The sequence below is a fragment of the Variovorax sp. PCZ-1 genome (assembly GCF_018413605.1).
In the GTDB taxonomy this organism is placed as follows: domain Bacteria; phylum Pseudomonadota; class Gammaproteobacteria; order Burkholderiales; family Burkholderiaceae_C; genus JANMDU01.
The window spans coordinates 285,502-308,327 of the sequence record NZ_JAHCDN010000002.1; the positions used below are offsets into that span (position 1 = coordinate 285,502).

Genomic DNA, 22,826 nt, shown 5'->3' on the forward strand with positions numbered 1-22,826 from the left:
CATAGAAGAGTTGATATCTATACGTTTCTGTTAAAGAAGGAGTATATTTTTCCGAAGAGCGATGACTGAAAAGCTACCAACTTGGCTTGAGTGTGTGAGATTAAGACTTCTTGCTTGTGGATACTAGCTTCTAGCTCATGAATACGAGTTTCAAGCTGGTGAATGGTGGCGGACTGAACCTCTATGAAATCAGCACGAGCCTTTGACTCCATTGCAAGTCTGACTTTTGTCTGCTCAGCGATAAGACTAGGAGTGTTGTTCTGTGAACTCCAGCTTGCTTCATTTGCGTTCAGAATCTTAATTTCCAGATTGAAATCCAAAGCAGTGGATTTGCGAGCTTCGACGATTAACTCGTTATGAAACGGGCGTGTTTCTAACCCAACAAGGACCTCATCTTCGCTTGCACGATAATCTTGAAACGAAACCGACTTAAAGCCAGCCTCTCCTAAAACGCGAGTTAGTTCTTCTGCGTCATATAGAAAATGATGGCCCCAAGCCCGCATTCCCTCGTTAAGCATGAGGCATCTGGAAGCGGGCTGCCAAAGATCGCCCCATTCGTTAACTTTGTCAGAAAAATATGTGAAGACCAAGAATCTTAGATTAGGAGTTGTTATTCTTATAACACCATCTTGCGCAAGCAATCTGTAACACTCTTTTAAAAATTCTACAGCTTGGGCTCGAGTGATGTGTTCAATGAAATGCTCTGTAAAGATGTGACTGACGGTAGCGTCTTGAAAGGGCAGTGGTTGCGTAAGATCTAAATGTTGATCCGCCTGAGGAGAATCAAGATCAATATTATTCCATCCTGTCAAAATGTTTGACCCACATCCTAGGTGTAATTTCAGATTAGATATTGTCATCATTCAGTTCTCTGATTCTTAAGGAGTTACTCCAATATGCAGCAGCATAAATTTGCGGATGTCCTGCACTTGAGAGTACAAATTTGGTAGAAATAGGAACAAAGTCTATAACGTCTACCTCTCCAATAGCCATGTTGATTGGCTCCGACAGCATTGAAGAGATCACATAAGCTCCTTCACGAAGAAAAGCCGTGAATTCCCATTCCACAACATATATGTTACCTACTCTTGGATCAACTATATTCCTATCACCCTCTAAAGCCGTATCAGAGTAAATAATATCTTTACCATTCTTATCGCGTATGTGATAGGCCAAACCTAAGCTTGACACGCTTTTATGAATTCGGAGGACTTGTCTAAGAACTACTGTTTGTCCAAACTCAACAGTGTCTATGATTTGCCCGTCTTTGTTTGCTAAAGACACATTGATGAATTCTGCTACGCCGTTACTTATGCGCTGAAAGTAAGCATGCGACTTAAAAGCCTCAATACCGTCATTTAATTCAGAGCTATCGCTAGCAACTACTTTTGTATCAACCGGCATACTTTTGCCGGCTCGCTGGCTGTGTACTAGAGCAGTATAGTACTTCTCTACTGCTGTATTCACCTCCCCAAGATACAGACTTCGACCAGAATCTAACAATAAGGCGCGGCTGCAAAGAGATTTTACGGAGGCTGTATCGTGACTAACAAATAATACGGTAGAGCCTGATGCGATAATATTTTGTATCATCTTGGCGCACTTGGCCTGAAAATAAGCATCGCCTACGGATAGGGCTTCATCGACTACCAAAATATCCGGTTCGACGTGGATAGCCACTGAAAATGCCAATCGAACCATCATCCCGCTGGAGTAAGTTTTCACAGGCTGATCGATGAATTCACCAATATCTGCAAAAGCTATAATTTTGTCTAGACGTTGATCAATTTCCTCATTGGATAAGCCCAAAACAGCTGCATTCATGTGAATGTTCTCTAGGCCAGTAAACTCAGGGTTAAAGCCGGAGCCAAGTTCAAGTAGGGCTGCGATACGTCCTTTCGTTTGAATACTGCCTGTCGTAGGTGTGAGAGTTCCACATATCATTTGCAGCAAAGTTGATTTGCCGCTGCCATTACGTCCGATAATGCCTACTGTTTCCCCCTTTTTGACCTCAAATGAGATATCTTGTAGTGCCCAAAATTCCTTGTAGTAGCGTTTGCGCTCGTAGCCAAACAGACTTTGCAGTCTTGGAAATGCAAACTGCTTGAGTCTGTCGTTAGGCTGAGCATACATAGCAAAGCACTTGCTCAGATTTTCAACTCTAATAGCAATTTCTTTAGAGGACATCGGCGAAGCCCTTCCTAGTTTTTTGAAACCAAGCAAAGCCAAGCCAGCAAATAACAGCCGATGTGATCCAAGCTATGCCTAGTGTCAGGGCATCTGGTATCTTTCCCCAATAAAGTACATCTCGGCTAATTTCGATAATAGGTGTTAACGGATTGGCATAAAAGAGATAGCGATATGTTGCGGGTATAGCTTTGAGTGGAAAAAAAATGGGGCTTAGAAACATCAGTGCCGTAATCGCTACGCCAATGAATTGCCCTACATCGCGCAAGTAAACGCCAAGTGAGGATAAAAACCAAGACATGCCTACTACTAGAAAAACTAGCGGTAGGATAACTATGGGTAAGAAAACGATTGTCCAGTGCGGCAAACCAAAAAATAGAAGATATGCAGCTAACCAGACTAGCATGCTTATACAGGCGTGAAACACTGCGTTAGCAACGATTACCCAGGGCAGTATTTCTAACGGAAAAACCACTTTTTTGACATAATTAACGTTAGACACAATTAAGCTCGGTGCACGGCTGATGCTTTCTGAGAAGATTGAAAAAACTATCAGCCCAACAAAAAGTATTAGTGCGAATTCTGTCTTCGAATCGCTAACAGGATTCCAGCGTGCTTTGAAGACCTCGCTGAAAATAAACGTATAGACGGCTAGCATGCACAACGGTAGTACAAAAGACCATGCAATACCAAGAAACGAGCCTTTATACCTGAGCTGCACTTCGCGTTTAACGCAAACTAGAATCAGTTCTCGATTGCGTATTAACGAACTCAGCATTTCAGATGGTGAAGCGGGAAATTGTTTCATTAATTGAATGTATCTGCATCAAACAAGCCTGATGCGGTTCGATCTTTGTCGGAGAGTAGGATTTGCAAGCCAGACGGCCAATCGACTCCTATACTTGAGTCGTTCCAGGCGATACTGCGTTCAAATTGTGCGGCGTAAAAGTCTGTGGTTTTGTACAAAAACTCCGCAGTGCCAGAAAGCACGAGAAACCCATGAGCGAATCCTTCTGGAACCCATAGCTGTTTCTTGTTCTCTGCACTTAAGTGCACGCCCACCCATTTCCCGAAATTGGGTGAGCTTTTGCGGATATCAACCGCTACGTCAAAGACCTCTCCTTGTGTGACTCGTACGAGTTTACCTTGGGGTTGGTGCAGTTGATAGTGCAGGCCACGCAATACGCCTTTGGAGGATTTAGAGTGATTGTCTTGAACGAAATTGCGTTCTAAGCCTGTGGCTTGTGCAAAATCGCGAGCACTAAAACTTTCGAAGAAAAAGCCGCGCTCATCGCCGAAGACTTTGGGTTCGAGGATGAGGACTTCGGGTAGTGCGGTTGGCGTAACTGTGTAAGGCATAAATCTATTTCAATAAACCCAAGAGGTACTGGCCATAGGCGTTTTTCTTCAATGAGTCTGCTAAAGCGTGTAAACGATTGGCATCAATCCAGCCAGAGCGGTAAGCAATCTCCTCTGGGCAGCACACTTTAAGACCTTGGCGGTGCTCAATGGTGGCAATGAATTGACTGGCTTCCAGTAGACTTTCATGCGTGCCGGTATCAAGCCAAGCGTAGCCGCGTTGCATGATCTGCACATTCAGCTGTTCCATTTGTAGGTAGGCATCGTTGACTGCAGTAATCTCTAACTCGCCGCGCGCGCTGGGCTTGACCGATTTGGCAATCTCGACAACTTGCTTGTCATAAAAATACAGACCGGTCACAGCATAGTTGCTCTTGGGAACGGCGGGCTTTTCTTCAATGCAGTTGGCTTTGCCCTGTGCATCGAACGCTACGACGCCGTAGCGCTCGGGGTCTTTGACATGGTAGGCGAAGACTGTGGCTCCTTGGGCTTGTTGGTCAGCCGCACCAAGTAAATGTTGAAAATCATGGCCGTAGAAAATGTTGTCTCCAAGCACGAGAGCGCTGGGGGAGTTGCCAATAAACTTTTCACCGATGATGAAGGCCTGTGCTAGACCATCGGGGCTGGGTTGGATGGCGTATTGCAGGTTAATGCCCCACTGGCTGCCGTCACCCAAGAGTTGTTGATAGCGCGGCGTGTCTTGCGGGGTGCTGATGACGAGAATATCGCGTATGCCTGCGAGCATGAGGGTGCTCAAAGGGTAATACACCATGGGCTTGTCGTACACCGGAAGCAGCTGCTTGCTGATGGCGAGAGTGGCGGGGTGTAAGCGTGTGCCTGAGCCGCCGGCGAGGATGATGCCTTTACGGTTCGTAGGCTGGCTTGCGGTGCTCATGCTGCATCCTTGTATTGTTTTTGCAGCCAATCGCGATAGCTGCCGCTTTGTACGTGGGCTACCCAGTCTGGGTTGTCAAGATACCATTGCACAGTTTTGCGAATACCACTGTCGAAGGTGTCAGCGGGTTTCCATCCCAGTTCTTGGTGGATTTTGCTAGCATCGATGGCGTAACGGCGGTCATGGCCTGGGCGATCTTGCACATAAGTGATTTGGGTGCTGTAGCTTTTGCCGTCTGCGCGAGGGCGCAGTTCATCAAGTAAAGCGCAAATGGTTTTGACAATTTCTATGTTGGGCTTTTCGTTCCAGCCGCCGATGTTGTAGACCTCACCAGGACGACCCGCTTCCAGTACGCGGCGGATGGCGCTGCAATGGTCTTTGACGTAGAGCCAATCACGGATTTGCATACCATCGCCATACACGGGCAGGTGTTTACCAGCCAAGGCGTTAACGATCATCAGAGGGATGAGCTTCTCGGGGAAGTGGTAGGGGCCGTAGTTGTTGGAGCAATTGGTTGTCAGCGTGGGTAGGCCGTAGGTGTGGTGGTAGGCGCGCACGAGATGATCGCTGGCAGCTTTGCTGGCGCTGTAGGGGCTGTTGGGCTCGTAGGTGTGTTTTTCGGTGAAGGCGGCGGCACTTGGAGCGAGTGAACCATAGACTTCGTCCGTAGAGACATGCAGATAGCGAAAACTTGATTTTCGCTCGGCCGCTAGGCTTGACCAGTAGCTGCGAACAGCTTCGAGCAAGCGGAAGGTGCCAACAATATTGGTTTGGATGAATGCTTCGGGGCCGTGGATTGAGCGATCGACATGGCTCTCGGCAGCGAAGTGCACGACTGCGCTGGGCTGGTGCTGCTGAAGGAGGGTTGAGATGCGCTCGGAGTCGGCAATATCAGCTTGCACGAAGATGTGATCGGGATCATCAGCCAAGCTGCTGAGATTCTCTAAATTGCCCGCATAAGTGAGAGCATCAACATTCACAACGGCTTGGCTTGAGGCAGCCCGCCAGTCCAACACGAAATTAGAGCCAATGAAGCCTGCTCCGCCAGTCACTAGAATTTTGCTCATATGCACCACTTAATTTATTTGTCATATTTTAAGGGAGATCGATGAGATAGCGGGCGCTTGCCAGCGGTTAACATCCTGAGATGCTTGCAAAACTGATGAGTTTGTTTTTATTGGGTTTGGTGCGCCTGCTTACAGGTGCACAGGCGCGCTGGCATGGGTGCCCGCCCAAGGCGGAGCAGCGCATCTATTTTGCCAATCACCAAAGCCATGCTGATTTGGTGATGATTTGGGCTGCTTTGCCCTCCGAGCTGCGTGGCATCACGCGGCCGATTGCAGCCAAGGACTATTGGACGAAAACGCCTTTTAAGCATTGGCTCACAAGCAGGGTATTCAATGCGGTGTATGTGGAACGTGAGCGCAAGCCTGATGAGAGCGGTGTGTTCAGTGATCCGCTCGCGCCTTTGATCGAAGCGCTGGCCAATGGTGATTCGATTATTTTGTTTCCAGAGGGCACACGTGGCTATGAAGAACTGCCTCAGCGCTTTAAGAGCGGCTTGTATAACCTAGCGCTCAAATTCCCCAACGTCGTGCTCGTGCCAGCTTGGATCAACAATATTCAGCGTTTGCTACCCAAAGGCGAAGTGGTGCCCGTGCCGGTATTGTGCAGCGTGACGTTTGGCGCGCCTATGCAGGTGATGCAAGCGAGTGGCCAAGTAGAAGACCATGCCGCCTTCGCTGAACGCGCGCGCGATGCTGTGATTGCTTTGCGTGACGTATGAGGCGAGGTAAGAAGCGATGAATCAATATCTGCGCACGCTTTCAGCCTCCCAGCAGGTGGGACTGCTTTTCATTGTGGTGTTTGGCCTGCTTTTGTTGACTTCGCTCGTGCTGTTTGCTTTGGCATTTCGTGAGCGTGAATCCGATCAGGGCAAGGTATGGGCTGAGGAGATCAAGCGACTGTCTGGGTTACTTCAGACTTCATGGATGGTGGCCTTGGTGTTTTGGCTGGGCTGGGTGCTGGGCGAGACAGTAGCCACCTGGCTGTTTGCCATCATTGCGTTCTTTGCGCTGCGAGAGTTCATCACGCTTTCACCCACGCGACGCGGCGATCATCGCAGCTTGATTCTGGCTTTCTTTATTGTGTTGCCAATTCAATTTGGGCTTGTGATCACGGAGCATTTTGAATTGTTCACGGTGTTCATCCCGGTCTATGTGTTTTTGGCAATTCCCGTCGTGAGCGCACTGGCTAACGACCCGCAGCGCTTCTTGGAGCGCAATGCCAAGCTGCAATGGGGCATCATGGTCTGTGTGTATGGCATGAGCCATGTGCCAGCGCTGCTGCTGCTGGATTTTCCGCGTTGGAATGAAGCTAAAAATGCTTTTCTCGTCTTTTTCTTGGTGTTTGTTGTGCAGGTGTGCATGGTGGTGCAACATGTCATGCAGCGTTGGCTGAAGAAAAAGCCGCGCGCACCGCTGATCAGCACGAGCTTTACTTGGACGAGTTTTGCGATTGGCGTGGTAGCAGGCGGCTTGGTGGGCGGCTTGCTGGCAGGTATCACGCCGTTCAAGCCTGGCCAAGCTCTTGGTATGGCTTTGATTGCGTGCACGGCGGGTAGCTTAGGGCATTTGGTGATGAAGGCCCTAAAGCGCGATCGTGGTGTGACGAATTGGAGTGGCGCTCCCTCCGTCACAGGTGCGACGGGCTTGCTTGATCGTGTGGATGCCTTGTGCTTTGCCGCACCCGTGTTCTTTCATTCGGTGCGCTGGTATTTCGGTTTATGAGCAATTTTTATAAGCATTTTGAGCGTATCGCCGGCGTAGATACTGCGCGGAGTGCTATGTATTTCATAGTAGGCTTGGCTCTCTGAGATGCGCATACTCGGCATCGATCCTGGCTTGCAAACCACGGGCTTTGGTGTGCTGGAGATCCATGGCGGGCATTTGCATTACATCGCCAGCGGCACGATCACCACCACACACCTGGATCGTGGCAACTTGCCAGCGCGGCTCAAAGTTTTGTACGACGGCGTACGCGAAGTCGTGGCCACTTATCAGCCTGAGCAAACTGCTGTCGAAATTGTTTTTGTGAACGTGAACCCACAGGCCACGCTCTTGCTTGGCCAAGCACGCGGCGCATGCGTCACGGCACTCGTCTCGCTCGATAGGCCCGTGGCTGAATACACGGCCTTGCAAATGAAGCAGGCCGTGGCAGGGCATGGCAAAGCGGCCAAGACTCAGGTGCAAGAGATGGTGATGCGACTGCTCAAACTGCCTGGTTTACCCGGCAAAGATGCCGCTGATGCGCTTGGCTTGGCCATCACGCACGCTCACGCTGGGCAGGCGAGAGCTCGCTTAGCTGCAGCCACACAACTTGCACCGCGCGCGCATGCGGCTTACAAAGCAGGGCGCAGTTATTAAGCGACACGGCTATCATCGGACAGTGAGATTCGTTTTCTTTTTTCTGCTCTGGGTCGCGTGTGGCTTGGGTCCTGCGAACGCGCAAAACATGGCCAAGCGCATGCAAGCCTGCACCACTTGCCACGGCGCGGGCTCGACCGCAACTGTCGGGCGCACTGCCAATGAAGTGTATTTCCCGCGCATTGCTGGCAAGCCAGCGCCTTACCTTTACAACCAACTCGTCAATTTCCGTGATGGTCGTCGGCATTACGGCCTCATGGTGGGCTTGGTCGAGCATCAAAGCGATGCGGCTTTGATGGAGATGGCGCAGTATTTTGCGCAATTGCAGTTGCCTTATCCTGAACCGCAGGCGCCACCTGCTGGCACGTCAAGCGCGGCGATGCAACGCGGGCAGCAATTGGCTTTGCGTGGTGATGCCAGTAAGGGCATTGCATCATGTGCGAGTTGCCACGGCGCGGCTTTGCAAGGTGATCGCTCCTATCTCAGCATTCCAGGTTTGCTGGGGCTTCCACGCGATTACTTGGCCGGGCAGGTGGGCGCTTGGCAAACGGGTATGCGCAAAGCGCATGCACCTGATTGCATGGCTCAGATCGCGCGCAAGCTCACGCCCGAAGATGTGAATGCGGTCGTGACTTGGCTTGCCGCGCAGCCTGTGCGCTTGCCTTCGCAAACGAGCGCGCCTGCGCAGAGCCTGCCTATGCCTTGTGGTGGTGTGAAGTGAAGTTAAAGTTTTGGCAAAGCGCCTCGCTGCGCAAACGCTGCTTGATGATGGCAGGTGCCGCCTTGGCTGCGTTGGGGATCGCTAGTGTTGTTCTCGTTACTATTGAATTAGTAGCATTCCGCGCAATCACTACGAAGGCAAATGGCCTAAAGAGCCTAAAAAATGAAGAATCAAGCCAGCTTGTGATGCAAGGAGAATATCTGGCTCAGCTTGGCAATTGCGCTGCTTGCCATACAGCTCGCGGGGGTGAGCCGTTTGCAGGTGGCAAAGCCATTCACACGCCCTTTGGTGCAGTCTATGCGAGCAACATCACACCTGATCCTGTGCATGGCATTGGCAGCTGGAGCGCGGAGGCTTTCTATCGCGCGATGAAGCATGGCGTGAACGCACAAGGCCGTCTGCTCACGCCCGCCTTCCCCTACACGAATTACACTTCCATCAGCCGCGCAGACAGCGATGCGCTTTACGCCTATTTCCAGCAGGGCGTCAAGCCTGTGGCGCAGGCAAGCCGCGAGCATGAGCTGGGGTTTCCGTTCAACACGCAACTGGCTCTTGCTGTGTGGCGTGTGCTCTTTTTCTCGCCAGAGCCAGATACTATTAATTCAATAGCACTTCGCGCAGATTCTATGCCGGCGAATGACCCAAAAGGCTTTAAAAACGAAGTGGAACGAGGCCGCTATATCGTCAATGGTCTTGGCCACTGCAGTGCCTGTCATGCGCAGCGCAATGCACTAGGCGCAGTCAGTAGCGATGGCTTGCTCTCAGGCGCGCTCATGCCCATGCAAGACTGGTACGCACCCTCGCTTCATGCGCGCGAGGAGGCGGGTGTGCAGCATTGGCCGCGCGAGCAGATTGTGGCTTTCCTGAAAAACGGTGTAACGCAAAATGCATCCGCACTCGGCCCCATGGCCGAAGTGGTGGCCAAAAGTACGCAGTATTGGCGCGATGAAGATTTGCAAGCCACAGCGGCTTATCTGCAAAGCCTGCCGGTGTATCCTGCGCCGAGCAAAAAAGCCGCGAAAGTCTCGCCGCAAACGCTAAGCCAAGGCGCGGCGCTCTATGCCCAGCATTGCGCGACTTGCCATGGCGAGAACGGCCAAGGCATTCAAGAAACGGATGGGCTCGCGCAACAAGGCATCCTCCCATCCGTCACAAAGATTCCGGCTTTAGCAGGCAACCGCGCAGTCAGCCTCTCCAGCAGTGCCAACCTCGTGCGCATCATCCTCGCGGGCGGCTATGCACCCAGCACAGCAGGTAATCCGCGCCCTTACGGCATGCCGCCCTTCGTGCATGTGCTCACGGATGACGATATCGCTGCAGTCACCACCTACATACGCGCCAGTTGGGGCAATCAAGCCAACGCCGTGAGTGCATCAGAGGTGGTGGCTCAAAGGCGTGGTGTGCTGCAATAAATAGTGGATCAAGTGTCGAACCAGTCACGGGCAGGGATAATCCACCCATGACTTCTGATTTCTCACAACTGCACAACCCCACCTTCCTCCAAGCCTGCTTAGGCCAGGCCACCCCCTACACCCCCATGTGGCTGATGCGCCAAGCCGGGCGCTACTTGCCAGAATACAAGGCCACACGCGCCAAAGCGGGCAGCTTCATGGGGCTGGCCACGAACCGTGATTACGCCACGGAGGTGACCTTGCAGCCTTTGGATCGCTACGACTTGGATGCGGCGATTTTGTTTTCTGACATCTTGACTGTGCCGGATGCGATGGGCTTGGGGCTCTCGTTTGAGACAGGCGAGGGGCCGAAATTTTCTTCTCCGATTCGTGACGAAGCTGGCGTCAATAAACTGGCTGTGCCCGATATGGCCAAGCTGCAGTATGTGTTTGATGCAGTGTCTTCGATTCGCAAAGCCTTGGTGTCGGGCGTGGGTGATGGCGGCAAGCAACGCGTACCCTTGATTGGCTTCTCAGGCAGCCCATGGACGCTGGCTTGCTACATGGTCGAAGGCGGTGGCAGCGATGATTTCAGGCTCGTCAAGAGCATGATGTATGCGCGGCCAGATTTGATGCATCGCATTCTTGCGATCAACGCCGATTCAGTGGCCGCTTATCTCAATGCGCAGATTGATGCAGGCGCGCAGGCCGTGATGGTGTTTGATAGCTGGGGCGGCGCGCTCTCGCATGCAGCGTTTGCACAGTTCAGCTTGGCTTACACACAGCGCGTGTTGCAGCAACTCAAGCGCACAGACGCTGACGGCAATACCGTGCCTCGCATCGTGTTCACCAAAGGCGGCGGCCTCTGGCTACAAAGCATGCGCGATTTGCCTTGTGAGGTGATTGGCTTGGATTGGACATGCAGCTTAGGCAGCGCACGCGAAGTGCTGAGCGGCACGGGCAAAGCCTTGCAAGGCAATATTGATCCGAATATTTTGTTTGCGCCACCAGAAGCGATTGCAAAAGAAGTCGGCGCAGTGCTGGCTGACTTTGGTGCGCCTCATATGGGCGCTGGCTCTGGGCAAACGCATATCTTCAATCTCGGCCACGGCATCAGCCAATTCACACCGCCTGAACACGTGAGCGCATTGGTGCACGCTGTCAAGACACAATCGCGCGCCATGCGAGAAGGCGCGCGGTGAGCTATCGCTTTTGTAGCAAAGTAACCAGTCGCAGTGTGGGCATTCTTCAGGTCACGCGCTGATCACTTATGCACAAAAATCGTGTTGCGATGCAAAAAAACACATGCGCTCGATTTGCCAACGCTACGATTGCTGTAGCGCACGTAAGTGATTGATTTAAAAGGATTTTTGGATTCTGCTGGATTTTGAGGCAAACTGTACAAAGCCTTATTTCATGCGGGTTTGCGCCCGGCCCGATAGAGATATCAACAAAGTTATCCACAGAACACTGGGACACATGACAAATCCATGACAGATCAAGCACTTAGCACCACTTTCGCATGAAATCCTGAGAAATGCCCGCTAAAACTGATTCACACATGAGGCACATCCTGCAGGTGGCAGTTGCTGCACCTGCACACAGTGATTTGCCACCCACTCTGAGCTACACAAGTGAGCATGCGCTTGGCTTTGGCAGCTTGGTGCGCGTGACTTTGGGCAAGCGCGAGGTGCTTGGCATCGTTTGGCAAGAAGCGGAAAGCGCAAACTCGGATGCGCAAGAAGTGAAACTCAAAGCTATCGAAGGCGCGCTGGGAGATATTGCCCCATTGAATACCCCATGGCGTGCGTTGATTCAATTCGCTGCACGCTACTACCAGCGCTCACTCGGTGAAGTCGCGCTGGCAGCCCTGCCGCCGCAATTGCGCGAGCTTGATGCCACGCAGCTGGCCAAGCGCTTAAAGCGTAAACCCAAAGAAGCGGCAGCCAGCGATGAAGCAAAGAATACTGCAAATTCAGTGGCTCTCAGCGCAGAACAATCGTCCGTCATCGAACAATTCTTCGCTGAAAAAACCGCCGCTCAACCCTGCTTGCTTTTCGGCAGCACAGGCAGCGGCAAAACCGAGGTGTATTTGCAAAGCGTCGCGCGCGTGTTGTCTGAAGATGAAACAGCGCAAGTGCTCATCATGGTGCCTGAGATCAACCTCACGCCCCAGCTCCAAACGCGTTTTACCGAGCGCTTTGCAGGCGAGGTGATTGCAACGATGCACAGCGGCATGACACCCGCGCAGCGCCTCAAAGCCTGGCTGCAGGCGCACAGCGGGCAAGCCCGCATCATCCTCGGCACACGCATGAGCATCTTCGCCAGCATGCCGCACCTGCGCTTGATCGTGGTAGACGAAGAGCACGATGCCAGCTACAAATCTCAAGATGGCGCGCGGCATTCAGCGCGTGATTTGGCAGTGATGCGAGCAAAGCTGGAGACGGAGCATAACGAAAAACCTTGTAAAGTCATGCTCGGCTCGGCCACGCCATCGCTGGAGAGCTGGCAAGCTTGCGAAACCGGCAGATACCAAAGGCTTCAGATGCCTTCGCGCATCGGCAACGCGCTCCTGCCCAAGCTCAAATTGGCCGACATGCGCCTCACGCCACGTGGCACCCTCTTTGCTCCGCAGCTGATTGCCGCGCTGCAAGAGCGCATCGCGCGCGGCGAGCAATCGCTGGTCTTCCTTAATCGCCGTGGCTACGCGCCCGTACTCGCCTGTGATGCCTGTGGCTGGAAATGCGAATGCCCGCATTGCAGCGCCTATCGCGTCTTCCACAAAACTGATCGCACGCTGCGCTGCCATCACTGCGGCCATACCGAGCGCGTGCCTCGAGCCTGCCCTGAATGCGGCAATATGGACATTCAACCTGTGGGGCGCGGCACGCAGAAGATTGAAGAGCAATTGGCCTTGGCTCTCGGCTCAGATACCCTGCGACCTGACGGCAGCCCGATCGTGATCAGCCGCATTGATGCAGATACGACCAAGCACAAAGGCGAGCTTGAAGCGCAGTTGGCCCAGGTGCATGCGGGCGATGTGGATGTGCTGGTGGGCACGCAAATGATCACCAAAGGCCATGATTTCCGACGTATCACGCTCGTCGCAGCGATAGATGCCGATGCGGCGCTTTTCTCCAGTGATTTCAGAGCGCCCGAGCGCTTGTTTGCTCTGCTGATGCAAGCCGCAGGCCGAGCTGGGCGTGATGCATCATCCACTGCTGCGCACATGTGGGTGCAAACGCGGCATCCTGATCATCCTTTGTTTGCCTCGCTGGCCAAACACGATTATGCTGGCTTTGCCGCGCAGCAGCTGAGTGATCGAACGCAAGCGCAATTGCCGCCATTTTCCTTCCAAGCCCTGCTGCGCGCCGAGGCCCGTACGCAAGTCGTGGCACAAGCCTTTCTGCAAGCGGCGCTGGAGGCCGCAGGCGATTTGGCGGGCGAACAGGTGGGGGCTTTCCCGCCCGTGCCCATGAGCATGCAGCGCGTAGCCGATGTGGAGCGCGCGCAAATGCTACTCGAGAGCCCATCACGTGTGGCACTGCAAAACTTTCTCACGCAATGGCTGCCTGAGTTACGTGCGCTACGAAGCTTGCCGCAATGCAAGGGGCTGATCCGCTTTGCGGTGGATGTGGATCCGTTGCTGATTTGAGGTTTTTAGCTGGCTAAAGATAAGAACGCAAAAGACGCAAAAATGACGCAAAAAACGCAAAAATTCAGACAATAAAATTATTCGCAAACCATGAAAACTTGTAGAACTGATTTTACTTTTGCGTCTTCTGCGTACTTTTGCGAATTTTGCGTTCTATTTTTTTAAACAGCTTAAACCTTCCGCACAACATCCCCGGCAACAGCATAAACAGCATCCGAATCGCGCCGCTCAATCGGATGCATACCCGTGAAGCTGCCGTAGGCGGGCAAGATGCCTACAGGTTGCTGCGCCTCATCGCCCATCCAAAAGCAAGGTAAGCGCAGGCGATCTCTGGCTTTGCCTTGCAGGGTGATGCATGGATGCAGATGGCCGGCGAGCACGTAATGCTGATCTATCGTTTGCGGATGGTGGCACAGCGCGAGCGAGCCTAGGATCAATGGCTCATTCACGATGGAGAATCTCAGCGCAGCAGGTGGATCGCCCGCTTTATCGTCATGGTTGCCGCGTACGAGTGTGATGGCCAATTGAGCATGTTGCTCACGCCAAGCGGCTACGACATTTTGCGTGGCAGTTGCATGCGCATGGCGAGAATGAAGAAAGTCACCCAAGAAGATCAGATGCTGCGCGCCTGTGGTTTGCAGATCTTGGCTGATAGCAGTCAAGGTTTCATTCGTCGTGCCGCTGGGCACAGGCACACCGAGTTGGCGGAAGCTGCTGGCCTTGCCGATATGGGCATCGGCAATCAAGAGAGATTGATGTGCAGGCAAATATATCGCACCGCTGGGCAGCAGATGCATATCTTCATTCTTGACTCGGATTTTTAGATGAAAACCTTCATTCGCCGGCATAGATACTGCGCGAGATGCTATCTAAATAATAGCGTTTGGCATCAACCCACTAAACGCGCCAAGCTCGCATCCAAATGCTCTGTCGGCATGCGCTTGAAGCCTGATCGCGCGTAGCGCTGCAATCTGCCCATGCAAAAAGCGGTGAGCACCGAGGCTTGCGCTTGCGCCTCAACCGTCGGTGTGGCACTGCCGGCTACCAGATCGCGCAAGCTCTGCTTGAAGTGGCTTTCTAGCTTGTCAAAGAGTTGATTCATGCGTTCTTGCAGGCGCTCGTTTTCAAACACCAGCGCATCGCCCGTCATCACGCGGCACATACCAGGATTTTTTTCGCCGAATTGAAGCACCATGGCCATCGTCTTGCCTAAGCGAGCCCTGGGGTTCTGCTCACGTTCGGCGATTTGATTCACGAGACTGAAGACGCTGCTTTCAATGAACTCGATCAAGCCTTCAAACATTTGCGCCTTACTGGCGAAATGGCGATACAGCGCCGCCTCCGACACATCGAGTTTGCCTGCCAACGCAGCTGTCGTCACGCGCTCTGCGCCCGGGCGTTCGAGCATGCTGGCCAAGGTTTGCAAGATCTGCACACGTCGCTCGCCCGGCTTGGGGCGCTTGCGAGCCGTGCCGTTTGCGGCTGCAGTATCTTGATCGGTGGAGGAGGGTGTTTCTACTTCTGACATGAAAAACATTCTCGCACAGCTTTGCGTCAGTTCTTCAGGCTCCAGCTGGCCGAGCATGCAGGTAAACACTCACCAGCAAGCCGCGTGCCCCAAGCAAAGCAAGAGGCTCAGCATCATCCAATTTGAGTTGGGAGCCATGCAACTTGGCGATTTCTTGGGCAATGGCCAGCCCCAAGCCATTGCCTTCCCCGCCCGTGCCTTGTACGCGATAAAAACGCCGCAAGACTTTCTCACGTTCCTCCGGCGCAATGCCTGAGCCGTTATCGCGCACTTGCAATAGAAAGCCTGTTTGATGGGGTTTGGCGATCAAGGTGACCTGTGCCGTGCTGTTGAGCGAGGCATTCAGCTTATGGGCTTGTGCTGTGTAGCGAATCGCGTTATCGCAGAGGTTGGTGAGCAGTTCGCGCAGCAGCCATTCATGGCCAGGCACGATCATCGGTGCACTGCGGTCAATCTCTAAGCCGAGATCAATGCCGCGCTCGGTGGCGCTGTCAAATTGCTGCTCCAGCACATCAGCACACAGCTGCGCGAGATCGACACTTTGCATGATGGCTTGACCCATGCTGTGCGCGTCTGCGCGCGAGAGCGCGAGCAATTGCGTGGCCAGCTGAGAAGTACGGCGCGTAGCATCGCGCAAGCGGATCAGCTCATTTGCTCTCAAAGTGATAGCACCTTGCGCAGGTTTGTTGACGGCTAGAGAGCTTTTTTCATCATAAATATTGATGTGAGATGCCTGTGCAGACTGCACCCATGCCTCCACCTGAGCTTGCAAGCCCGCCAGCGGCGTGCGCAGTTGGTGCGCTGCATCGGCGATGAAGCGGCGCTGCGATTCGCTTTGTGCATTCACCAAACCAAAGAGTCGGTTGAGCGATTCCACGAGTGGGCGCACCTCGGGCGGCGATTGCGCGCTATCGAGCTCACTCAAATCGCGCGGCGAGCGCTGCTCGACGGCGCGCGTGATGTCAGTCAGCGGCTTGAGTGCGCGTGCTACCGCCCAGCTCACCGCGAAGATCACGGCTGCAATCAGCAAGCCATTCGGAAGCAGCACTTTCAGCAGCAGGGAGCGCAGCCAACTTTGCCGCGCATCCGAGCCATCGGCCAGCAGCAGCACATATTCGCCAGCGGCGGTGTCGGCGCGCTGCGCCATGATGCGATACATCACGCCCCCAGTTTCTTCACTGTGAAACTCGGGCTCAATCGTGGCCGGAGTGGGAGAGGAAAGCCATGAGGGCCCGATGATCACGCGGCCATCCACAGTAGCCACGCCCCATTCAGCTTGCCCAGTGCGATCCTTGATGAAATCTTCAATCGCTGGTGTGAGCAAAACCACCGGCGGATCGTCCGGCTTGCTGCCTTCAGCCACGATGGAGCTCGCCAGCAAGGGCGAGAGACGCTGCAAATTCAAATCCTGCTGAATCGCTGCAGTACCAGCGGCACGAAAATCCAACCAAGCGCTGATGCACAGCAGCACGACAAGAGGCACCAAAAGCATCACCAACAGACGGCTGCGCAGACCAGCCATCATGCTCTCGCCTGACTCAAGGCTCGGCGATATCCAGCGTTGGAATAAAGCGCGAGGGCGCATGCTCAAGCCTTAGGCGGTGCTGGGTTCGCTGTCAGCATCAGAGACGAGCTCCAGCCGATAACCAAAGCCGCGAATCGAGCGCAGCGCCACGCCATGCGGATCGAGCTTGCCACGCAAGCGAGAGATATACACCTCCACCGCATTGGCCGTGATCTCTTTATCCCAGCCCGTGAGTGCGGCCAAGATTTTTTCTTTGGCCGCAGGCTTGGGCGCTTGGAGCATCAGGTATTCCAGTACCGTCCATTCGCGAGGCCCAAGTTCAATGGGCTGCTGTCCCTTGTCTGTTTGCGCATGGGCTTGGCGCATCGCGGTATCCAGCGTGATCGGGCCAAAGCTGATGGAGCTGGAGGTGGCAGCCTGAGAACGGCGCAAGAGTGCACGCAGCCGCGCCAGCAGCTCAGGCAGCTCGAAGGGCTTGACCATGTAATCATCTGCACCGTAATCCAGCCCCTGCACGCGGTCTTGCAGCGCATCGCGCGCAGTGAGTATCAATATCGGCATGCTGTGGCCGCTTTTGCGCAGCGTTTGCGTCAGCTCCAAGCCATCCATCTTCGGCAAACCCAGATCCACAATCGCTGCATCGAAACTATCCGCTTTCACAGCCTCCAGCGCCCGCTCTCCCGAGCCCACCCAATCCACCGCATAGCCTGCGCCAGAGAGCCCCAGCTTGATACCGCTGGCGAGCATCACATCATCTTCGACGAGTAAGAGGCGCAAAACTTGTCTCCAAAAAGCAGTGTCTGTGCAAGCGGCCTCAGCGGATCTGGCTTTGCCAGGCCGCCAGAGGCGCCCCCTGGGGGGAGGCGCCGCAGGCGCTTCGGGGGGGTTAGTGAGATCTGATCATTGTTCCGTAGGCTTGGTCGGTTAATATTTCAAGCAGCATCGCATGCGGCACACGCCCATCCACGATGTGCACCGTATTTACGCCGCTCTTGGCCGCATCAATCGCGCCAGCGATCTTCGGAATCATGCCGCCGGAGATCGTGCCGTCGTCGATCAGTTCGTCAATGCGGCGCGCCGTGAGCTCGGTGAGCAGCTTGCCCTCTTTGTCGAGCACGCCGCTGATGTTTGTGAGCATCATGAGTTTTTCCGCTTGAAGAACTGTTGCCAATTTAGCAGCCACCACATCCGCATTGATGTTGTAGCTCTCGTTCTTCTCGCCAAAACCAATTGGGCTCACCACAGGAATGAAAGCATCGTCTTGCAAGGCTTTGACCACACTTGGGTCAATCGACACGATCTCGCCCACCTGGCCCACATCGTGCTCAACCTTGGGGTCTTTCATATCGAGCATGCGCAGTTGCTTGGCGCGAATCAAGCCACCATCACGCCCCGTGAGGCCCACAGCTTTGCCGCCCGCCGCGTTGATCAAGCCCACAATATCTTGCTGCACTTCACCTGCCAGCACCCATTCCACCACCTCCATCGTCTCAGCATCCGTCACGCGCATGCCTTGGATGAATTTGCCTTCTTTGCCCAAGCGCTTCAAAGCCGTTTCAATCTGCGGCCCACCGCCATGCACTACCACCGGGTTCATGCCCACGAGTTTGAGCAACACCACATCTTCCGCAAAATCCGCCTGCAACTCAGGATCGGTCATCGCATTGCCGCCGTATTTGATGACGATGGTTTTGCCATGAAATTGGCGAATGTAGGGCAGCGCCTGCGCGAGAATTTCAGCCTTGTCGCGCGGAGCAATGTGGGTGATGTCGGGGGTGGTGGTCATGGTCGCCTCAAGATCGATGATGGAAAAGATTGTAGGTTCAAGTTCAAGCTTTGAAACGTTTTCTGATCAGCGCCAAACCAATCCACAGTGCCAGCACAGCAAAGATCAGCAGGATTGTCAGGTGTTTGACAGGCGAGGCAGGCATTTGCCCAATGAAGAGTGGGCGCACGAGTTCCACTGCGGCTGTGAGCGGCAGGAAATCCGTGATGGTTTGTAGCCAAGCGGGCAGCTGCGTGCGGGGAAAAAATACGCCGCTGGTGAATGTCATCGGCACGAGGAAGAGCGTGAAGTAGTAGGTGAAAAAATCGTAGCCTTTGGCCAGCGCCGTGAAGATCAGCCCCATGCAAGCGAAGCTGAAAGCCACGATGGCGACGATGGGCAGAGCCAGCAACACTTGTGGGTGCTTGACGATACCCAAGCCAGCCATCACGCAGAGTATGGCCAGCGTTGTGAATACCGCTTTGAATGTGGCCCACAGCAGTTCGGAGATCACCACATCATCCAAAGTGATCGGCGCATTCATGATGCCATCCCACGTCTTTTGCACAGCCATGCGCGAATAGCCGGAGTAGAGAATTTCAAAGCTGGCAGCATTCATCGCACTGGTGCACATGTAGCCGCTGGCCACGAAAACGAGATAGGGCATCGCTGTGCCTTGCCAATCGACTGCACCTACGAGCGTGCCCAAGCCATAGCCGAAAGCCACGAGCGAGATGAGTGGATCAGCCGTGTTGCCCAAGAGGCTAGGCCAAAAGAGCTTGCGCCACACCAGCAGATTGCGCAGAAACACGGGCCACCAGCGCATGGTGATGCTGGGTATGCGCCAGATAGAGGTTTGATTGATTGCGTTTGTCATGGTGTTATGGGTCAATTGCGATGAAGGTAACGCGAAAAGCGCAGAAAGGGCGCAAAAAACGCTAAAAAATACAAGAAAACTATTTCGGCGAACTCAACCAGATTGCAGGTCATTTTTCGCGCTTTTCGGTCTTATTTTTTGCGTTTTTCGCGATACATAGTCGCTCAAGTGATCTAACCATCTTCCCGAATCTGTCGCCCCGTGAGCTTCAAAAACAGATCTTCCAAGTTGGCAGGCCGATGCAAGGTGCGCAGCATCGGAAAGGCTTGCAGCGCTTCAAGCATCGGCTTTGAATTGCGGGTGTAGAGAAACAGTGTTTCGCCGCTGACTTCCACACGCGCGGCATGTTGCGTCACGCTTGCCTCATGCTGCAAAGCCAAAGCACCCACGCCATACACCTCAACCACATCCGGCTCCAAATGCTGCGCAATCAGCTCGCGCGGCCTGCCTTCTGCGATCTTCTTGCCATGATCAATCACGAGCAAGCGATGGCATAAGCGCTCAGCCTCATCCATAAAGTGCGTGGTGAGCAAAATGGATTTACCCTGCGCCGTGAGCATTTGCAGCCGCTCCCACATCAGATGCCGCGCCTGTGGGTCCAGCCCGGTGGTGGGCTCATCAAGCAGCAGCAGATCAGGGTCATTCACGAGGGAGCGTGCGAGCGAGAGCCGGCGCTTCATACCGCCCGAGAGCTCGCCGGGCTTAGCGCCCGCCTTGCTCGAGAGCGAGGCAAACTCCAGCAGCTTCGGAATGCGTGGCGTGATCTGCGCTTTGTGCATGCCGAAATAGCGGCCATACACGAGGATGTTTTCCTCCAGCGTGAAATCCGGATCCAGCGTGTCAAACTGGCTCACCACACCCAGCCGCGCCTTGATCGCGCTCGCATCACGTGGCATGCGCATGCCCAAAATCTCAATCTCGCCGCTATCGGGCGCAGTCTGCCCCAAGCTCATGCGAATCGTCGTCGTCTTGCCCGCGCCATTGGGCCCAATCACGCCCAGGCATTCGCCCGCGGCAATCTCAAAAGAGAGGTCTTGCACCACATGATTGCTGCCAAAGTGTTTATTAAGATTTTGAACGCGGAAAATCGGTTGAGTCATGCTTCTATTTTGCTCCTAGAATTTGAGGAGTCATCAAAGAGAACCAGAATCATGTCAGATCGCCTAGCCGTCCTCCCCCAATATTTGTTACCGAAAAAATTGCTCACGCAATTCATGGGCAAGCTCGCCTCTACAGAAGGCGGAAGCACGACGACTGCCGCCATCAACTGGTTCATCAAGCGCTACGGCGTGAACATGGCCGAAGCCTCGAACCCCGATCCCGCCAGCTACAAAAGCTTCAACGAATTCTTCACCCGCCCGCTCAAACCCGGCGCCCGCCCGCTCGCGAAGGCCGATTACGTTTGCCCAGTTGACGGCGCGATCAGCCAATTCGGTCGCATCGACAAAGATCAAATCTTCCAAGCCAAAGGCCACAGCTATTCCACCACCGCACTCGTGGGCGGCGATGCAAAATTAGCCCGAGAATTTGAAGGCGGCCATTTCGCCTGCCTCTACCTGAGCCCCAAAGACTATCACCGCATCCACATGCCCGTCGCCGGCACGCTGCGCCAAATGATCTATGTGCCTGGCGATCTCTTCAGCGTGAACCCCACCACAGCACGCGGCGTGCCCGGCCTCTTCGCCCGCAACGAACGCGTCGTCTGCGTCTTCGACACAGCCCACGGCCCCTTCGTCAACGTCCTCGTTGGCGCAACCATCGTAGGCAGCATGGCCACCGTCTGGCACGGCCAAGTCAACCCCCCACGCCTGCCCGATGTGACCACTTGGAATTACAAACCCGGTGAACACGTCTACAAACAAGGCGATGAAATGGGCCGCTTCTTGCTCGGCTCGACGGTGGTGATGCTCTGGCCTGAAATGCCGATGAAATTCAATCCAGCGTGGCAGCCAGCGGGTGGGATTCGGATGGGTGAGGCAATGGCAGAATGATGTTCACTCAGTGGGTTCTTTTGTTTGTATGGTGTGGATTGCCGTCGCTAGCGATGATTTGGCTATGTTTTCATATGTTTCGGAAGCCAAATTTTAGATGGTACGCAGCTGCTGCATTTATTTTTGCGATCACTTACTCAGTTGTCATCTTGATCCCTAATATTTCTGTTGGGCTGTTGCAATGGGCTATACCGTCTACACAGCACAGATTGGTGATCCCAGCATTAACTGGATGGTTACTGCCTTTGACGGTTTTTTGGGTTAATCTATTTATCGCTTTATTTTGCTACGGAATTGCCTTGAGTAGCACAAATCGATCAATGGGCAGTAAATAGGCTGCTTGCTTACATAGTGCATGAGCTAAATAGAATCACTTTAGTATTCTGTTGGTGTCTGGACTTTCAGATTTCTCGCCGGCATAGAATATGCGTGGAGTGCTCATCTTTTAATAGTAATGCGGTCATCTAAACATCGCTTCGCGTCACACACCACCCGCTCGCCTGCCACGTGACGTGCCCGAAAAAGCCGAGGCCTTTCTTCGTGTAGCGCTCTGTGCCGCAAGCGACGAGCTCCCACCATACGTAGCGATGATGAGATGGTTAGCCGCGCCCGACCAGCGAAAGGCTTCGTTTTTTCAGACCCATCACGTAGCGGGTTGAGAAAATTGAGCCTTGATGTTCATGCGTCTTAGTTTGGAGCTAGTTTTTTTATTGCCGAAGAATCAGCACCGGGTTTTGTCAGCTCAGAGCTGCCCTTAAATAACAAATTTGGCGGTCCCGAAGGCTTAGTGGCAGGCGCAGCTGTTGGCGTTGATGCTGGCGCGGGAGATGGTGCTGCGGGTGCAGGAGCAGTTTGATCCGCGTTTACGGAAGATTGGTTATTGGACATCGATTTTTCCTTCGAAGGTGTTGAGTTTGGAGCTACAAGGCGAACTAGGTGAACTTTCTCTTCAGCCGAAACCTTATTGTGCGCGTAAATCAGAGCGGTTGGAAGCAGTAGCGCGATCCCTAGAGCAATGGCAGCAGTAGAGCGATGTAAATAGTTACCTCGAACAATATTATTTTGACCATTCCAATCAGAGGCCTCAGCGATCTTTAAGTTAAGGTAATCGTGAAAATCATTATTAGATAGATATCTAGCCTCAATTGAGCTGCTACCGTTCTTCAAATGCCAGTTATAAAGTTCTTCACTGTGAAGTAAAAGGTCTTGAGATCTAGGTAGTTTCTTCCACTCGTAGTTCCAGAATGAACGAAAGATGCTGTGTATGGAGAATACTATGGCAATTAAGGTTGCAAGACCGAAGATGGCAAACAGATAGGTTGAATATTCGAACTCGTAGCGAAAATCAACTGAAATTACGGATAAGGCACTAGCAACAACGGTGATGCCAACTAAAGGAATATTTGTAGCTGCGGTTAGGCTGTTTCGCTGTTCTAGCTCGAAGTCGTATTGCTTACGTAGGAGTTCTGCTTGCATATCGCACTTTATCTATTTGCAACTCAAAGTC

The 22,826-nt window shown here is 53.4% G+C and carries 22 protein-coding genes; 8 read left to right on the forward strand and 14 right to left on the reverse strand.

Annotation, left to right across the window (positions count from 1 at the left end; all coding sequences use genetic code 11):
• Nucleotides 1–17: 17 nt before the first annotated feature.
• From KIH26_RS11455 to rfbB, 6 genes are read right to left on the reverse strand one after another with little or no spacing between them, the layout of a single operon-like run.
• Nucleotides 18–863: a class I SAM-dependent methyltransferase gene (locus tag KIH26_RS11455; RefSeq protein WP_213445334.1), complete on the reverse strand. Its 846-nt coding sequence runs from the start codon at nucleotides 861–863 to the stop codon at nucleotides 18–20.
• A complete protein-coding gene (locus KIH26_RS11460) occupies nucleotides 847–2,187 on the reverse strand; it encodes an ABC transporter ATP-binding protein (RefSeq protein ID WP_213445336.1) in 1,341 nt (446 codons plus the stop codon). The genes KIH26_RS11455 and KIH26_RS11460 overlap by 17 nt, the downstream gene beginning before the upstream one ends.
• The gene (locus KIH26_RS11465; protein WP_213445338.1) at nucleotides 2,177–2,995 is read right to left on the reverse strand and encodes an ABC transporter permease; all 819 of its coding nucleotides are present in this window, start codon (nucleotides 2,993–2,995) and stop codon (nucleotides 2,177–2,179) included. Before KIH26_RS11465 ends, KIH26_RS11460 begins: the two co-directional genes overlap by 11 nt.
• Nucleotides 2,995–3,546: a dTDP-4-dehydrorhamnose 3,5-epimerase gene (gene rfbC / locus KIH26_RS11470; RefSeq protein ID WP_213445339.1), complete on the reverse strand. Its 552-nt coding sequence runs from the start codon at nucleotides 3,544–3,546 to the stop codon at nucleotides 2,995–2,997. The genes KIH26_RS11465 and rfbC overlap by 1 nt, the downstream gene beginning before the upstream one ends.
• A gap of 4 nt (nucleotides 3,547–3,550) precedes the next feature.
• Nucleotides 3,551–4,441, reverse strand: a complete 891-nt coding sequence (rfbA, locus tag KIH26_RS11475) for a glucose-1-phosphate thymidylyltransferase RfbA (RefSeq protein ID WP_213445341.1) — start codon at nucleotides 4,439–4,441, stop codon at nucleotides 3,551–3,553.
• Entirely contained in the window at nucleotides 4,438–5,508 is a 1,071-nt protein-coding gene (gene rfbB / locus KIH26_RS11480; RefSeq protein WP_213445343.1) for a dTDP-glucose 4,6-dehydratase, read from the reverse strand. Before rfbB ends, rfbA begins: the two co-directional genes overlap by 4 nt.
• Nucleotides 5,509–5,588: 80 nt before the next feature.
• Between rfbB and KIH26_RS11485 the strand changes: the two genes are divergently transcribed.
• The 7 genes from KIH26_RS11485 to priA all read left to right on the forward strand — a co-directional run bounded on the left by KIH26_RS11485 (nucleotide 5,589) and on the right by priA (nucleotide 13,633).
• Nucleotides 5,589–6,227, forward strand: a complete 639-nt coding sequence (locus tag KIH26_RS11485; protein WP_213445345.1) for a lysophospholipid acyltransferase family protein — start codon at nucleotides 5,589–5,591, stop codon at nucleotides 6,225–6,227.
• A 16-nt stretch (nucleotides 6,228–6,243) separates the two neighbouring features.
• On the forward strand, nucleotides 6,244–7,230 hold the full coding sequence (locus tag KIH26_RS11490; RefSeq protein WP_213445346.1) for a phosphatidate cytidylyltransferase: 987 nt from the start codon (nucleotides 6,244–6,246) through the stop codon (nucleotides 7,228–7,230).
• Between the two features lie 87 nt (nucleotides 7,231–7,317).
• Complete coding sequence (ruvC, locus tag KIH26_RS11495; RefSeq protein ID WP_213445348.1) at nucleotides 7,318–7,866, forward strand: crossover junction endodeoxyribonuclease RuvC; 549 nt, start codon at nucleotides 7,318–7,320, stop codon at nucleotides 7,864–7,866.
• An 88-nt stretch (nucleotides 7,867–7,954) separates the two neighbouring features.
• Entirely contained in the window at nucleotides 7,955–8,587 is a 633-nt protein-coding gene (locus KIH26_RS11500; RefSeq protein ID WP_249661171.1) for a c-type cytochrome, read from the forward strand.
• A 185-nt stretch (nucleotides 8,588–8,772) separates the two neighbouring features.
• Complete coding sequence (locus tag KIH26_RS11505; RefSeq protein ID WP_249661172.1) at nucleotides 8,773–9,999, forward strand: c-type cytochrome; 1,227 nt, start codon at nucleotides 8,773–8,775, stop codon at nucleotides 9,997–9,999.
• A gap of 47 nt (nucleotides 10,000–10,046) precedes the next feature.
• Nucleotides 10,047–11,180: a uroporphyrinogen decarboxylase gene (hemE, locus tag KIH26_RS11510; protein ID WP_213445352.1), complete on the forward strand. Its 1,134-nt coding sequence runs from the start codon at nucleotides 10,047–10,049 to the stop codon at nucleotides 11,178–11,180.
• A 359-nt stretch (nucleotides 11,181–11,539) separates the two neighbouring features.
• On the forward strand, nucleotides 11,540–13,633 hold the full coding sequence (gene priA, locus KIH26_RS11515; protein WP_213445353.1) for a replication restart helicase PriA: 2,094 nt from the start codon (nucleotides 11,540–11,542) through the stop codon (nucleotides 13,631–13,633).
• Between the two features lie 170 nt (nucleotides 13,634–13,803).
• On the opposite strand, the gene pdeM is transcribed toward priA, so the two are convergent.
• The 7 genes from pdeM to KIH26_RS11550 form a co-directional block, all read right to left on the reverse strand.
• A complete protein-coding gene (gene pdeM / locus KIH26_RS11520) occupies nucleotides 13,804–14,481 on the reverse strand; it encodes a ligase-associated DNA damage response endonuclease PdeM (protein ID WP_213445355.1) in 678 nt (225 codons plus the stop codon).
• Nucleotides 14,482–14,522: 41 nt separating this feature from the next.
• Entirely contained in the window at nucleotides 14,523–15,161 is a 639-nt protein-coding gene (gene slmA, locus KIH26_RS11525) for a nucleoid occlusion factor SlmA (protein WP_213445357.1), read from the reverse strand.
• Nucleotides 15,162–15,195: 34 nt separating this feature from the next.
• A complete protein-coding gene (locus KIH26_RS11530) occupies nucleotides 15,196–16,746 on the reverse strand; it encodes an ATP-binding protein (protein WP_249661175.1) in 1,551 nt (516 codons plus the stop codon).
• A gap of 9 nt (nucleotides 16,747–16,755) precedes the next feature.
• On the reverse strand, nucleotides 16,756–17,463 hold the full coding sequence (locus KIH26_RS11535) for a response regulator (RefSeq protein WP_213445359.1): 708 nt from the start codon (nucleotides 17,461–17,463) through the stop codon (nucleotides 16,756–16,758).
• A gap of 109 nt (nucleotides 17,464–17,572) precedes the next feature.
• On the reverse strand, nucleotides 17,573–18,472 hold the full coding sequence (argB, locus tag KIH26_RS11540; protein WP_213445360.1) for an acetylglutamate kinase: 900 nt from the start codon (nucleotides 18,470–18,472) through the stop codon (nucleotides 17,573–17,575).
• A gap of 43 nt (nucleotides 18,473–18,515) precedes the next feature.
• The gene (locus tag KIH26_RS11545; protein WP_213445362.1) at nucleotides 18,516–19,328 is read right to left on the reverse strand and encodes an ABC transporter permease; all 813 of its coding nucleotides are present in this window, start codon (nucleotides 19,326–19,328) and stop codon (nucleotides 18,516–18,518) included.
• Nucleotides 19,329–19,501: 173 nt separating this feature from the next.
• Complete coding sequence (locus tag KIH26_RS11550) at nucleotides 19,502–20,428, reverse strand: ATP-binding cassette domain-containing protein (RefSeq protein WP_213445364.1); 927 nt, start codon at nucleotides 20,426–20,428, stop codon at nucleotides 19,502–19,504.
• 51 nt (nucleotides 20,429–20,479) lie between these two features.
• Between KIH26_RS11550 and asd the strand changes: the two genes are divergently transcribed.
• Nucleotides 20,480–21,319, forward strand: a complete 840-nt coding sequence (gene asd, locus KIH26_RS11555) for an archaetidylserine decarboxylase (RefSeq protein WP_213445366.1) — start codon at nucleotides 20,480–20,482, stop codon at nucleotides 21,317–21,319.
• Between the two features lie 687 nt (nucleotides 21,320–22,006).
• Here asd and KIH26_RS11560 read toward each other — a convergent pair.
• Nucleotides 22,007–22,795: a hypothetical protein gene (locus KIH26_RS11560; protein WP_213445368.1), complete on the reverse strand. Its 789-nt coding sequence runs from the start codon at nucleotides 22,793–22,795 to the stop codon at nucleotides 22,007–22,009.
• Between the last annotated feature and the right edge of the window lie 31 nt (nucleotides 22,796–22,826).